Annotated in this window: 11 protein-coding genes; 5 read left to right on the forward strand and 6 right to left on the reverse strand. The window is 34.5% G+C overall.

Going from position 1 to position 14,127, the window contains the following annotated elements:
* Nucleotides 1-95: 95 nt before the first annotated feature.
* The 3 genes from bglX to BD847_RS14065 all read right to left on the reverse strand — a co-directional run bounded on the left by bglX (nt 96) and on the right by BD847_RS14065 (nt 5,282).
* Nucleotides 96-2,393: a beta-glucosidase BglX gene (gene bglX / locus BD847_RS14055; RefSeq protein ID WP_115888890.1), complete on the reverse strand. Its 2,298-nt coding sequence runs from the start codon at nt 2,391-2,393 to the stop codon at nt 96-98.
* Between the two features lie 419 nt (nt 2,394-2,812).
* Nucleotides 2,813-4,192 carry a sialate O-acetylesterase gene (locus BD847_RS14060; RefSeq protein WP_115888891.1) on the reverse strand — a complete coding sequence of 460 codons (1,380 nt, stop codon included), beginning with the start codon at nt 4,190-4,192 and terminating at the stop codon, nt 2,813-2,815.
* Nucleotides 4,182-5,282: an SGNH/GDSL hydrolase family protein gene (locus BD847_RS14065; protein WP_115888892.1), complete on the reverse strand. Its 1,101-nt coding sequence runs from the start codon at nt 5,280-5,282 to the stop codon at nt 4,182-4,184. The genes BD847_RS14060 and BD847_RS14065 overlap by 11 nt, the downstream gene beginning before the upstream one ends.
* A 207-nt stretch (nt 5,283-5,489) precedes the next feature.
* Here BD847_RS14065 and BD847_RS14070 point away from each other — a divergent pair, with 207 nt between their 5' ends.
* On the forward strand, nt 5,490-5,999 hold the full coding sequence (locus tag BD847_RS14070; protein ID WP_115888893.1) for a C40 family peptidase: 510 nt from the start codon (nt 5,490-5,492) through the stop codon (nt 5,997-5,999).
* Between the two features lie 96 nt (nt 6,000-6,095).
* On the opposite strand, the gene BD847_RS14075 is transcribed toward BD847_RS14070, so the two are convergent.
* Together BD847_RS14075 and BD847_RS14080 are read right to left on the reverse strand one after the other, a co-directional pair.
* Entirely contained in the window at nt 6,096-7,673 is a 1,578-nt protein-coding gene (locus BD847_RS14075; protein ID WP_115888894.1) for a L,D-transpeptidase family protein, read from the reverse strand.
* A gap of 145 nt (nt 7,674-7,818) precedes the next feature.
* The gene (locus BD847_RS14080) at nt 7,819-8,232 is read right to left on the reverse strand and encodes a DUF1573 domain-containing protein (RefSeq protein WP_115888895.1); all 414 of its coding nucleotides are present in this window, start codon (nt 8,230-8,232) and stop codon (nt 7,819-7,821) included.
* Nucleotides 8,233-8,399: 167 nt separating this feature from the next.
* Here BD847_RS14080 and BD847_RS14085 point away from each other — a divergent pair, with 167 nt between their 5' ends.
* The 4 genes from BD847_RS14085 (at nt 8,400) to BD847_RS14100 (ending at nt 11,853) form a co-directional block, all read left to right on the forward strand.
* The gene (locus BD847_RS14085) at nt 8,400-9,662 is read left to right on the forward strand and encodes a sensor histidine kinase (RefSeq protein ID WP_115888896.1); all 1,263 of its coding nucleotides are present in this window, start codon (nt 8,400-8,402) and stop codon (nt 9,660-9,662) included.
* The gene (locus BD847_RS14090; RefSeq protein ID WP_115888897.1) at nt 9,659-10,345 is read left to right on the forward strand and encodes a response regulator transcription factor; all 687 of its coding nucleotides are present in this window, start codon (nt 9,659-9,661) and stop codon (nt 10,343-10,345) included. The genes BD847_RS14085 and BD847_RS14090 overlap by 4 nt, the downstream gene beginning before the upstream one ends.
* A 125-nt stretch (nt 10,346-10,470) precedes the next feature.
* Nucleotides 10,471-11,235, forward strand: a complete 765-nt coding sequence (locus BD847_RS14095) for an MBL fold metallo-hydrolase (RefSeq protein WP_115888898.1) — start codon at nt 10,471-10,473, stop codon at nt 11,233-11,235.
* A gap of 93 nt (nt 11,236-11,328) precedes the next feature.
* Nucleotides 11,329-11,853, forward strand: coding sequence for a hypothetical protein (locus BD847_RS14100; RefSeq protein ID WP_115888899.1), 525 nt, complete (start codon nt 11,329-11,331; stop codon nt 11,851-11,853).
* 9 nt (nt 11,854-11,862) lie between these two features.
* On the opposite strand, the gene BD847_RS14105 is transcribed toward BD847_RS14100, so the two are convergent.
* Nucleotides 11,863-14,079, reverse strand: a complete 2,217-nt coding sequence (locus BD847_RS14105; protein WP_115888900.1) for a B12-binding domain-containing radical SAM protein — start codon at nt 14,077-14,079, stop codon at nt 11,863-11,865.
* Nucleotides 14,080-14,127: the final 48 nt, after the last annotated feature.

Consider the following 14,127-nt stretch of genomic DNA (forward strand, 5'->3'; position numbering starts at 1 on the left):
GCTAAAGCCTTTTTCTATTCAATCATATTCCTCCCAGCTAAAGCTAGGGGCTATTCAAAAAACTTTGTGTCTTAGTGCCTTCGTGGCAAAACCTTTTATTCTCTAATTTCAAAACCACTTTGCAAACCTTTATCAGAGCTTCCTCCAACCATGATTTTGAAAGTTCCTGGTTCAACTAAATACTTTCCTTCGTTGTCATAAAAACCAAGTTCTGCATCCGTTAAAGTAAAATTTATCGTTTTAGTTTCACCTTTTTTAAGATTAACTAACTCAAAGCCTTTCAATTCTTTTATCGGACGAACAATACTTGCAAATTCATCATGAATATATAGCTGAACCACTTCTTTTCCGTCATAATTTCCTGAGTTTGTAACCTCAACACTAACCTGAACTTTTTCTCCTTTTGCAAATGACGTTTTATTCACTTTCAGATTTTTATAATCGAATGTTGTATAGCTCAATCCAAAACCAAACGGAAACTGAGGCGTTTTTTCCACATCCATATAATGTGACCAGAAAACATTTTTATCACTGTCAATTGGTCTTCCTGTGCTGTATTTGTTATAATAAATTGGCACTTGACCCACATTTCTAGGAAACGACATTGGCAATTTCCCACTTGGGTTGTAGTCTCCGTAAAGAACCTGAGCAACTGCATTTCCGGTTTGAGTTCCTAATTGCCAAGCTTCAACAATAGCCGGAATATTTTCTGCAGCCCAAGGAATACTCAACGGACGACCATTATTTAAAACCAAAACTACATTTGGATTCACTTTATAAATTTCTTCTAATAATTCTTGTTGTAAACCTGGTAAATTCAAATCAGTTCTACTTCTCCCTTCACCGCTTTGGAAACCGTATTCTCCTAAAACCATTACGACAACATCAGCATTTTTCGCAACTGTTTTTGCTGCTTCAAATCCGCTTTTATCTGTTGTATTGAAAACCGTTTCTGTTAGAAAAGTGGCTTTTTGTTTTAATAAATCAACACCTTTTTCAAAAGTCAATTGGTTGTCTTTGTATTGCTGCATTCCTTCTAAAACAGAAACCGCAGTATCATCAGACGCTGCAATTCTCCAGCTTCCCAACGGACTGTTTTTATCATTTGCCAAAGCGCCAATCAAAGCGATTTTCTGTCCGGATTTCTTTAGCGGAAGCAAATTCTTTTCGTTCTTCAATAAAACTATAGATTTCTTCGCCATGTCCAAAACGCCATCGTTATTGGCTTTACTTCCAACAACTTCTTTTTCGCGTTTTTCATCACAATATCTGTAAGGATCATCAAATAAACCTAATTCAAATTTCACGCGTAAAATTCTACGGACAGCATCATCAACCAAAGCTTCTTTTACTTTTCCTGATTTTACTAGATCAACCAATTTTGCTACATACAAATACGATTCCATATCCATATCAGAACCTGCAATTACAGCTTTTGCCGTTGCATCGGCTTCGTCTTTTGCGTAACCGTGCGCAATCATTTCGCGAATCGAAGCATAATCCGAAATCACAAATCCGTCAAACTTCCATTTTCCTTTTAAGATATCTCTCTGCAGAAAAGCATTTCCAGTTGCCGGAACTCCATTCAGCGTGTTAAACGAATTCATAAACGTACGAACGCCGGCTTCAACCGTCGCTTCAAAAGGAGGTAAAACCAAATTGTACAATTTAGAATTACTGATATCTACAATATTATATTCCAATCCCGCCTCAACATAACCGTAAGCAGCAAAGTGTTTCGCACAAGCCGCAATCGTATTGACTTTAGCTAAATCAGCAACCGTTTCTCCTTGAAAACCTTTTACTCTGGCATAACCCACTTTACTTCCCAAATATGGATCTTCACCCGCACCTTCCATCACACGTCCCCAACGCGCATCGTTTGCAACGTCAACATTTGGTCCAAAAGTCCAATTAATCCCAGACGCCGAAGCTTCATCAGCCGCAATCGCCGCCGATTTTTTAATCGCTTCCAAATCCCAACTCGCTGCTTCTGCCAACGGAATCGGGCTTAACGTTTTATAACCATGAATTACGTCAAAACCTATGATTAACGGAATTCCCAAACGTGTTTCTTCAACAGCAATTTTCTGTACGGCACGAACTTCTTTTACACCGCGAACAGTTAGCATCGAACCCACTAATCCTTTTCTTAAATGTTCGTATTTTAATTCAGCCGTTCCGCCTTTTGGAGCTGGTCCCGTAACATCCCAAAAACCGTTGTACTGATTCATTTGTCCCACTTTTTCCTCCAACGTCATTAACGGCAAAAGCAAATCAATACGTTGTTCAACAGTTTTATTTTTATCCAGATACGGCTTTTTTTGTGCATTCATATTTCCAATCGTAAAAAGGGAAAAGACCCCAATAAATATTATTTTTTTATTTTTCATAGTGTGGTTTAGTTAGTTCTTTTTTAGATGCTATCCCGATAGCTATCGGGACTGAGACACTAAGATTCTAAGTTTTTTGGGCGTGTCCCTCCGGGTCGGGCTATCCGTTTCAAGTCCTCGCCTGTTCGTTCCTCACGGCTGTGGGCTTTCCACTTCTATCCCTCACGCGAACGGTTTTATAAGAGCTTTTTAGTTTCATTTTTTTTCAACACACCGTTTTGTCATTCCGAGAAACGAGGACACGAGAGATAGCGAACTGGCGAAGCAATCTCCACGAGTAGCTCGATAAAGATTGGCGATTTTGTTTGAGGAGTTACTTGCGGAAATTCCTCGTTCCTCGGAATGACAAAAAATACGCAAAAGTTCTAAAGTCTAAAATCTTTCTTCTTGACTCTTTCCTCTTTAAAATCCTAAAATCTCTACTCCGTTATAAAACAAGAAGCTGGTAAATTAGCCTTATTAAACAAATCAGATTGTGTCGTATTTCCCCAAGCAAACCTTACTTTTTCGGGTTTAGGAACTTTTTTACTCGTCAAAATCACCTGATTATTTTTTATAGAAGCTTCGGCAGGAAAGAAAGTGCCATCGACTCCAGCCAACTCAAATTGATTCGAATCTTTATTCGCAAAATACAATCCGTCAGCATGATCAAATGAGACAACTGCTTTGTTTTTTTCGATTTTAAAATTTTTATAAAGTGGGCCGTTTACCAAATTAGAGTTGACTTTATAAGTATCGGCTAAAGCCAAATTAGCCAAACGAATGCCTACTGACTTCTTATTCTTTGGATGAATATCGATAGTATCTGAAATATCAGAAGTCAAAACCATTCCGGTTTTTGATATTTCATTTAAAAGTTTTCGTTGTGAATTTCGAACTGTTACATTCGAGAAATTATTGTTTCCTGTTTTAAAAGGCGCAATCTGAACATAATAAAACGGAAAATCATCATGCCATTCTTTTCTCCAGGAAGTTATTAGGGCACCTAAAGTTTTATCATAAACCAACGAACCAACATTCGACTCGCCCTGATACCAAAGTGTTCCGGCAATTTTAAATCCAACAATTGGATAAATCATAGCGTTGTAGGCACGTCCGGGTTGTCTTGGTCCGTATTCTTGTTCGTTCAGTTTTTTAGCATTTTCTAGTAAAAGCGGATCATTGTTTACCACTTCTTCCGGCATCCAGATTTCAGCAGGCGTTCCGCCCCAATTCGACGAAATTAATCCAATTGGCACATTTTTTAATTCTTCACGCAGACGTTTGGCAAAGAAATAACCAATAGCACTGAAATATTTCATGGTTTCCGGTGTCGACTCAACCCAGTTTCCAAGTAAATTATTCTGCGGACTTGTAGCAGTTAATTTCGGAACGGTAAAAAAACGAATATTAGGATTCGTCGCGTTTTTCATTTCTTCTTCTCCATTATCAATTCCCCAACTTGCAGACATTTCCATATTAGATTGTCCGGTGCAAAGCCAAACTTCGCCAATCAAAATGTTTTTTAAAACTACTTCATTGTAGCCTTTTATAGTAATTGTAAAAGGCCCACCGGCTTCCGGGGTTTTAATCGTTAATTCCCATTTTGCCTGATTTGTGGCAACAGTTTTATATTCCTGATTGTTCCAGCTGGAAACCAGTTTGATTTCTTCTTTCGGATTTGCCCAACCCCAAATTTTAACTTCAGAATTGCGTTGCAAAACCATATTGTCACTAAAAATATTCGGAAGCGAAACGTTTGCCATCATAGAAGTGGAAATCAACAGAAAGAAAACAAACTTAAAAATATTATTTTTCATTTAGCAACTTTTTTAAAAATGGAGCATATTCATCAGCTAAAACCTTGTGATCAGCCACATCCGGATGTCCGGAACAGCCTTTTGGCGTCATTGATTTAAACTTGAAAATCAAAATTGGTTTGTGCGCTTTATCATCCGCGAAAGCGTTTTTAATTTTATTCAGACAATCTTCAAAAACAACTCCTCTTTCGCCTCCAACCATTGGACTATTTGTAATAACAATCTGCGCTTTCGGATTATGTTCGAAAAGCATTTTGATAAAATTGATGTAATTCGAAACATATTTTTCGGCATTAAAAGGGAGACGTTCTTTCTTGCCATCTCCACCTGAAAAATCGTTGGTTCCCAAAGCAATACTAATAACATCGGGCTGAAAAGCAAAATCATATTTGGGTTTAGAAGGATCTTTTGTTAAATACAAATTCTGATAAATATCCGGCATTATTGCCTCGTCTTTATTTTCATCATTCCAGTTGCGATACATTCCAATTCCAGAAACACAGCTCATTAAATAATCAGCACCAATTGCTCTTGAAAGTGTTGGTCCGTAGGCATAATATCCATTATGATGATCCATATATTCGCCTTTATCACACGGAACATCCGACGGATCGCTCGCTGCTCCACAAGTAATGGAATCACCAATAAATTCGATTTTCTTTTTCTTTTTAAAGGAAATTGTTGTCAGTTTTGCGGTTGTTCCGGCAAATAAAATGTTACCGCTTTGTGCCTCTGTATTTTTATAAATCTCTAAAAGATGTTCTTTTTTATTTGAAGTCACTTTTATAGGAAAGGATTGAGCGGCACCTTTTTCAATTCTGATCTTTCCGATATATTTTCCATCCAAAACTAACTGAACATAGTTATGATGTTCATAAGAATCAACACTTTGAAGGGAAATTGAACATTCGTTTCCAGTAAAATTAAATGAAACCGAAGAAGCCGTTCCGATTAAAATGACCTGATCATTTTGAAGTTTATCAATTCGGCCTTGATATAAAAAAGTTTTATTAGAATTTTGAGTTTGCGAATTTGAAACAATCGAAATCAGCAAAAACGAAATTAAAACAGTTATTTTTTTGAGAAACATAAGTTATTTGTTAAAATATAAATACGATTCACAAATATATTTGAAACACTTGATTCAAAAAGATACTAAAATGTCAAAACGTAATAAAAAAACACCACATAAACACATCAAACTTTAAATTCTAATTATAAAATCTTACAAATTCGCCCTTTCCCTTTGAATTCAGGAAAGAACGGTCTACTTTTATGAATTAATTATCGTCTGAAAATGAAATCATCCTCCTATATTTTTTTACTGTTTGTTCTTATATTTTCTTCTTTTATAGTTAAAGAAAAAGAAAAGACAACAAATGTTCATTTTGAAAAAACCAATAATCAAGCTGACCGGGATTCAATAGTTGCTTTCGCAAAAAAATATTTGGGCACACCTTATGTTTACGCAAGCAACGATCCCAAAAAAGGTTTTGATTGTTCAGGTTTTGTGAGTTATGTTTTTAAAAACTATGGTGTGACATTGCCAAGAAGTTCCGGAGAATATAAAAAAATCGGCATCAAACTAAATCCTGAACAGTTTAAAATTGGAGATATTCTTGTTTTCTACGGATATAAAAACAAGAATATAATTGGACATCTTGGAATTATTTGTGAAGCCAACGGAATGCAATCTAAATTCATTCATGCTTCGTCTGGTAAAGCACAATGCGTAACTATCACTTCTCTTGACACTGAACATTATGCAAACCGTTTTTATAAGTGTATTGATGTTTTGAGTAAATAGTTTCTTGCCACAAATTACACGAATTTCCACTAATTAGTTTTATCTGATTGAGAAAAAAAAATAGTGGAAATTCGTGTAATTTATGGCAAATCTTTTTTATTCTTCAGTCAATAATTTAAGTAGACTTTCGTCTCTCTGATAAATATCTTTGTAGAAATTCATTTGGCCTTTTCGGTCTACCCAAGCTGTGAAATAACCGATATAAACCGGAACTTTCTTTTTTAGCGTATACCAGCTTTCTTTTCCAGCATGCATCGCTTTATCGATTCTGGCAGGATTCCATTGTGGATCATCTTTCATTAAAATAATTGCCAATTCACGTGGTTTTGCTACACGTACACAACCGTGGCTAAATGCTCTGCTTTCACGTTCAAACAAACTTTTTGACGGCGTATCGTGCAGGTAAATATTACTTGAATTTGGGAATAGAAACTTCACCAAACCAAGCGAATTATTTTTCCCCGGAAGCTGTCTAACCGCTCCGTTATTCCATTCCAGATTTTTCTGAGCCAGATAATTTTTGTTTTTGGCCATTCCGGGTTTGATTTCCTTATTGATAATACTCGTAGGAACGTTCCAATAAGGGCTAAAAACAATATTATTCATCATTCCGCTGAAAATAACCGTTTTAGTCATTGCTCTTCCCACTACAACCGGCGAAATAAAAGCAATTTTCCCATCTTCAATCAAATACAATTTAAACTCCGGAATATTGACTTCGATGTATTTTTTTCCTTTTTCCAATTCAGGATCAATCCATCGACAGCGCTCCATATTTACGATAATTGTTTTTATTCGATCTGCAACCGGAACATTCATTTCGGCAATATGTTCTGGCAAGATTATATTTTTTGGCGTTAAGCCATGATGTAGTTCGTAATTTTTTACAGCATTGATCAAAACCGTATCACAAACAGCACTTTTGCTGTCTTCTTTTATATCATTTGTAACGAAAAGTCTTTCTCTAATTTGAGCAATAACTGCAGATGAATCTCCAAGTTTTAAGCTTTTATAATCTTCACCGGTTTCAATAGTTTTCCAGCCACCTTTTTTTTCTATATCACGATATTGTTTTAAAACATCGCGCAGTTTGTAATATTGACTGAACATTTTGCTTTTATGATCATCATTTATTGTCGACTTCTTAAAAATAGAATCAGTCAAAGCACGATAATTCAGTTTCTTTCTCGGCAACAGCCATTCGAGCGAAATAATAGTTTTTTCGTCAAAACCGGCATATACTTTTTCAGCATAATAGAAATACAGGTTTGAAATCATTAAATCTGTATTTTCTTTTGATAACTTATTCTCTGCGTTATTTTCAAAAACTGCATTCATTTCTTTGTAAGGAAAATTAGCTTTTAATCCTTCCTCATCAAGACCTTTGTATTTATTGAAAAGCGTATGAGCAAATTCATCAACACCTCTGTTATCCTGCCATAGCTGTGTCGATTTATTCTTTTTGTATAAAGCCTGAACTTCATCCTGAAATTTGGCCAATTTTGGATATGTGGTATAGAAATCCTTTATTTTCAAACTATCGATCGTAAGTCTGAGTTCCGGTATTTCGGCTTTTACTTTAGTCTGATTTTCTTCTTTTTTTTCTCCTTTTGAATTACATGAAATAACTGCAAAAAGACTAACGGCGGCGATAAACTGATACCAGATTTTCATAATAAATTTTTTAATAAAAATAGGAAAGTTTTGCTTAAAACAAATTATTTAGAAAACAAGTATTTGAAATTTAACGTAAAAAAAAACTCCAAATACATTACATATTTGGAGTTGCCACGATATAACCAACCTATTAAAACTCGTATTAAATAACCGTTCCTTTTAAAGTAAGCACTTTTGGAGTAGTTTCGGCACTTGTTGTAACTGTTACAGTTTTTGTAAAAGCACCTTTATTTGCTGCATTATAAGTTGCAGTAACTTTTGCAGATTTACCTGGCTGAATTGGCTCTTTTGTATAATCTGTTGCAGTACATCCACAAGAACCCTGAACATTTGTAATTACTACAGCCGTTTTTCCTGTATTTTTAAATTCATAAACGATTGCTTTTGGAGTTCCTTGCGGAATTTGACCAACATCAATAGTTTCAGCTTTCCAGACAATAGTCGAACCTGTTGCTGCAACTTTTGTTTCAGAAGTTAAAGATGCTACAGGCGCAATTGCTGAAAAAGACATTAAGCCTAATGCTAAAGCCAACATTGAAATTTTAATCATTTTCATAGATAAATATTTTAGTGGTTTATAGTTCTTAAATTTATTATTTCAAAAGTACTTCAGATTAGCAGTAGTGGCTGTTAACTGGTTTCAAATCTTTGTTAATGACTTGTTAATCGCTGTTTTTAAGCTTAAATTTCATTAATATTACATTTTTAAAAAGACATTTTTTCTTGAAAATCAATAAACTCAATAGTATTATCCTTCTTGGATTAATTGCCATTATAAGTATTTTGGTAGCACAGCTGCTTTGGACAAAGGAAGCTTTTACACTGGAACAAAAAAAACTGAGTCAGAAAGCGCACATCGCTTTGCTTGAAGTCGCCAGAAAACTATACGAAGGGAAAGATCGCGAACCATCGTGTCAAAATCCTGTTCGAAAAGTTTCGAACGATTATTATATTGTAAACATTGACAATGAATTTGAACCCGATATATTGGAGTTTTACCTGAAATCGGAATTCAAAAAAATGAATATTACCACCGATTTTGAATACGCGATGTACAATTGCCAAAGCGACGAAATGGTGTATGGAAATTATATTTCATTGTCGCAAAAAACAGAAGCAAAAACTACCGTTTCGTTTCCTAAACATAAAAATCTTGTTTATTATTTTGCGGTTCGTTTTCCTAATGAAACCACCTATTTATTCAGTTCAATGCGTTTTTGGTTTGTGCTTTCAACTGCTTTAATTTTAATTTTGCTGATTTATGTTTATTCGATTTTTAAACTTTTACAGCAAAAAAAATACTCTGAATTGCAACGCGATTTCATCAATAATATGACGCATGAATTCAAAACGCCTTTGTCTTCCATTTTAATTGCATCAAAATATTTGATCGAACAAAATCCGATTAAGGAAGATAAAAAACTGCATACTTACACGGATATTATTATCAATCAAAGTAATAAACTCAATAATCATATCGAAAAGATTTTGAATATTGCCAAGTCAGATTATGCACCTTTGGAATTAAAAAAAGAAACCGTTTTAATTGTACCGATTATTGAAGAAACGATTCAAAACATTCAATTAAAATATCCTGATGCAAACGTAAAAATTGAAACACTTTCTACTGAATACGAAATAGAAACTGATGTTTTTCATTTTCATAATTTGGTCTACAATTTACTTGATAACGCTGTAAAATACTGCACTGAAAAGCCGGAAATTGTAGTTAAAATCACTTTGGAAAACCAAAATTTAAAATTAGCTATTGTAGATAACGGAATCGGAATTCCTGCTAAAAACATTTCCTTTATCTTTGATAAATTTTATCGTGTAAAAAACGAAAAAAGCAACGAAGTAAACGGATTTGGCCTTGGTTTATACTATGTAAAAGAAATCTGCAGCCTTCAAAACTGGAAAATAAAAGCCGAAAACAATTCAGAAAAAGGCATAACTATAACACTGTCTATTCCTTATAAAAAATGAAACAGTTCAAGATACTCTATACAGAAGATGATGAAACTTTAGCTTTTTTAACCAAAGATAATTTGGAGCAAAACAATTATAATGTTGTGCATTGCAGTGACGGACAATTGGGTTTGCAAATCTTTAAAAGAGAAAAATTCGATATTTGCATTTTTGACATTATGATGCCAAAAATGGATGGTTTTGATTTAGCAGCTGCCATCCGTCAATTAAATACCGATATTCCGATTATTTTTCTTTCGGCAAAAACGCTAAAGGAAGATCGTATAAAAGGATTGCGCCTGGGTGCCGATGATTATTTGGTAAAACCCTTTAGCATTGAAGAATTGCTTTTAAAAATTGAGATTTTTTTAAAACGTTCTCAAAAAAATACTCCTTTGGAAAAACTGGTTTACGAAATTGGAAAATACCAGTTTGATACCAGCAATTTTGTTCTTTTTAATGAAAACGAAAAAATCAGCCTGACGCAGCGTGAAGCCGAATTGCTAAAACTTTTTCTGGACAATAAAAATCTGGTTTTAAAAAGAGAACAAATTTTAACCGCACTTTGGGGAACTGATGATTATTTTATGGGAAGAAGCCTTGATGTTTTTATTTCCCGTCTTCGGAAAATTCTAACAAGCGAAAAAGGAATTTCGATTGAAAATTTACACGGAATTGGTTTTAGATTTTCTGTAGAATAGTTTTTTATCTAATTTAAAGGAATTCTACTTTAATCGGATGAAAAACTATTCTGATAAAAATATAGAAAAATCTGTAAAAGGATTTTGAAAAATCTTTGTATTTTTAAGTTCTAATTTTCCCCGATATGAAATTACATCATTTACGTAACGCTACTTTAGTTATTGAAACGGAGCAACATGTGATTTTAGTTGACCCGATGTTAGGAAAAAGAAAAACGATTCCGCCTTTTACCATCTTTCGGTACAATCCGAAAAGAAATCCGCTGGTTTCTTTACCAAAAAACAGCAGGGAAATTTTAAGCAAAGTAACAATTTGTCTCATTACACACCTGCATCCTGATCATATTGACAAAGCTGGCGAAGTTTATTTAAGACGAAAAGGGATTCCGGTGGTATGCAGTTCAAAAGATGAAAAAGAACTAACTAAAAGGGGTTTAAATATCTCTCAAACTTTAAATTACTGGGAACCGCAACCATTCTTAGATGGAAGAATTATTGGGATTCCTGCACTTCATGGTTACGGTTTTATTGCAAAATTAATGGGAAATGTAATGGGTTTTTATATCGAACTTGCCAATGAAAAATCGGTTTATATAAGTTCTGATACTATTTTTACAGATGATGTACAAAAAGCCCTAATCGAACTTAAACCTGACATAGCAACTGTCGCCTGCGGAACCGCCAGATTAGATATTGGTCAGCCTTTATTGATGCGAATGAATGATATTTTGAAATTTACCGCATTGGCACCCGGCAATGTTTTTGCTAATCATCTTGAAGCTTTAAATCACTGCCCAACGAAAAGAGAAGATTTAAAAACGGCTTTGGCAGAAAATAATCTGCTATCAAAAACGGCCATTCCTGCTGATGGGACTTTTGTGGAGTATTAGTTTGATAACGACTTCTTATTATCAAATAATTTTAAATTGCAATTAGTATCTCAATTATAATATTAAATTTGGTTCCCAAATCAAACCAAAATAATGAGCGATTTTTTAAGAAAAATACAGTTAATCAAAGACATTACAATACAATTGCCGATTTCAAAAAAAGATTTTACTGAAAAATTCAGAAATAATGTTGATGAATCTGATTTTAGCTTTGTTCCTTTTGAAGTTTTTCAATCAAGTAGAAATGAATACAAAGGAAATATTGACGGCAGTGCATTTGAATTAAAAAAAAGAAGACGATTATTTGATACTAATTATTCATTTGCTAAAGTAACTGGAAGTTTAATTGAACGAAATGACAAGTTGATTATAGATGCTGAAATTTTAGGTTTCAGAAAAATAATGATTCTTTTTTTTGGATTTACAATTTTCTTCTATCTCATCGCCTTTACGGGAATGATGTTTGGCAATAATAATATTCCTTTTTTTGCCTTGACATTTCTACTTATACATATGTCACTTGTATTAGGTATTCCTTATTTTGTAATTAGAAGAAGTGTAAACAGAATGGCCTATGATTTAGAAAGAGATTTTCATTATTGGGCAACAAAAAATTAATACAATTTTTTACAGCACCAACAACCCAAACTCTCGCAACGTATTCACAGGCTTAGAATACCAAAACAGCTCAAAATCCTCTAACGAAGTTTCGAAATCGTTTTTAACTTCCTGGAAAGTATAATTTTTAGTGCCTGAAACCGAAATTTTATTCAGAATTGAAAGCAACCACTCACCTTCCTCTTTACTGGTCTGAATGGTGAAACTTTCTTTTTTATCATGAAAAGTCAAAGACATCATTTCCCAGCTTCTTCCTTTTTTTGATTTCGTAAAAATTTCAGCCGAAGGTTTTCCGCCAAGCCAAACCACTTTTGCGTTTGGTTTTGTATTGAAATCATTTTGCTCCTGAAGTGCGTCAAAAATAAAATCAGGATGAATTTTTGTTTTCGGAATTTTAAAATCGAACCAATCTTGCAATTCGTAATCAAAACAGATTCCGTGCATAAAATTGAAAAGCGATTTTTTTAATCCGAAGCTAAATTTATCGTGGTTGATTCCTGTTGAATCTGTGTAGTCAATATCATTATTAGCAAAAGTTCCTATAACTTCTGTTTTTTTAGTCACGCCAAATTTTTCCGGATACAATCCAACCGGACTATGCGCCGTCAATGCAAATTGATGCCAAAATCCAGATTGCAAAACTCCTGCCTCAAACAACTGACGAACCATTTCGAGACTGTCTATCGTTTCCTGAATCGTTTGTGTTGGATATCCGTACATTAAATACGCATGAACCATAATTCCGGCTTCGGTAAAATTTCGAGTTACTTTTGCTACTTGTTCAACCGTTACACCTTTGTCAATTAATTTCAAAAGTCGGTCTGAAGCCACTTCCAAACCTCCCGAAACAGCTATACATCCTGAAGCTTTCAATAAAAGACATAAATCTTTAGAAAAGCTTTTTTCAAAACGAATATTTGTCCACCAGGTTACAGCCAGTTTTCGTTTTAAGATTTCGAGTGCTACAGCGCGCATTAATGCAGGCGGTGCAGCTTCATCAACAAAATGGAATCCGTTTTGACCGGTTTTCTCAATCAATTCTTCCATTCGATCGCAAAGCAAACTTGCTGCAACAGGTTCGTATACTTTTATATAATCTAAAGAAATATCACAAAAAGTACATTTTCCCCAATAACAGCCGTGCGCCATTGTGAGTTTGTTCCAGCGTCCATCGCTCCACATTCTGTGCATTGGATTTACAATTTCGATTACCGAAATGTATTTATCCAAAGGCAAATCAGAATAATCCGGAGTTCCTACCTGAGCTTGTTTGTAATCGTGTTTTAAGGAATTATTTTTGTAAACAACCTCTCCATTTTCTAATAAAAATGTTCTTTTATAACGCTTCTCGTCCCTCGACTCCGCTCGGGATGAACAATTTTCAACAAGTTCTTCAATCGGAACTTCACCATCATCCAAAGTAATGAAATCGAAAAATTCAAAAACACGTTTATCCGAAAGTGAACGCAATTCGGTATTCGGAAAACCGCCGCCCATTGAAATCTTAATTTCAGGATGATTTTGTTTTACCCATTGTGCGCATCGAAACGCGCTATATAAATTCCCTGGAAAGGGAACAGAAATTAAAAATAAAGTAGGTTTTAGAGCTTCAATTTTAGCCTTTAAAAGCGAAATTAAAATTGAATCGATATAAGTTGGTTCTTGCTTTAAAGCGTCATACAATTCATCAAAAGAATTGGCACTTCGACCTAATCGTTCGGCATATCGGCTGAAGCCAAAGTTTTCATCAATACATTCCACAATAAAATCCGAAATATCTTCAAGATATAAAGTGGCCAAATGTTTTGCCTTATCCTGCGTTCCCATCGTTCCAAAAGCCCAATCAAGTTCTTCTAATTGTGCAAAACGTGACGCTTCCGGCAAAAAATCTTCCTGACAAATCTGCAAAGCCAAAGTTGGATTTTTTCCCTGTAAAAACTGAATTACAGAATCAATAGTTTTAATGTATTCATCCTGAAGAGCAAAAATTCTTTTTGAATTATCTGAGATTTCGTTTTCAACAATTTGAAACTTGAAACCTGAAACGTGAAACAAATCTGAAAGTCCCTTTTTCGAAAACAATTCCAGAATCACATCAATACCTAAATCAGCCTGAACGGATTCGATACTTTTGGTGTTCAGAAAACCTTTTATATACGCCGTCGCCGGATACGGAGTATTCAGTTGTGTAAAAGGCGGCGTAATGACAAAAAGTTTCGTTTTCAAAAGGGAATTATTTTTTTGCAAAAATACGGGTTATTGAGGACTTTTTGG

Source organism: Flavobacterium cutihirudinis, from assembly GCF_003385895.1.
Classification (GTDB): Bacteria; Bacteroidota; Bacteroidia; order Flavobacteriales; family Flavobacteriaceae; genus Flavobacterium; species Flavobacterium cutihirudinis.

Coding starts and splice junctions, on each gene's coding strand:
- bglX (WP_115888890.1), bottom strand. CDS start 2,393: ATGAAAAATAAAAAAATAATATTTATTGGGGTCTTTTCCCTTTTTACG.
- BD847_RS14060 (WP_115888891.1), bottom strand. CDS start 4,192: ATGAAAAATAATATTTTTAAGTTTGTTTTCTTTCTGTTGATTTCCACT.
- BD847_RS14070 (WP_115888893.1), top strand. CDS start 5,490: ATGAAATCATCCTCCTATATTTTTTTACTGTTTGTTCTTATATTTTCT.
- BD847_RS14075 (WP_115888894.1), bottom strand. CDS start 7,673: ATGAAAATCTGGTATCAGTTTATCGCCGCCGTTAGTCTTTTTGCAGTT.
- BD847_RS14065 (WP_115888892.1), bottom strand. CDS start 5,282: ATGTTTCTCAAAAAAATAACTGTTTTAATTTCGTTTTTGCTGATTTCG.
- BD847_RS14095 (WP_115888898.1), top strand. CDS start 10,471: ATGAAATTACATCATTTACGTAACGCTACTTTAGTTATTGAAACGGAG.
- BD847_RS14100 (WP_115888899.1), top strand. CDS start 11,329: ATGAGCGATTTTTTAAGAAAAATACAGTTAATCAAAGACATTACAATA.
- BD847_RS14080 (WP_115888895.1), bottom strand. CDS start 8,232: ATGAAAATGATTAAAATTTCAATGTTGGCTTTAGCATTAGGCTTAATG.
- BD847_RS14090 (WP_115888897.1), top strand. CDS start 9,659: ATGAAACAGTTCAAGATACTCTATACAGAAGATGATGAAACTTTAGCT.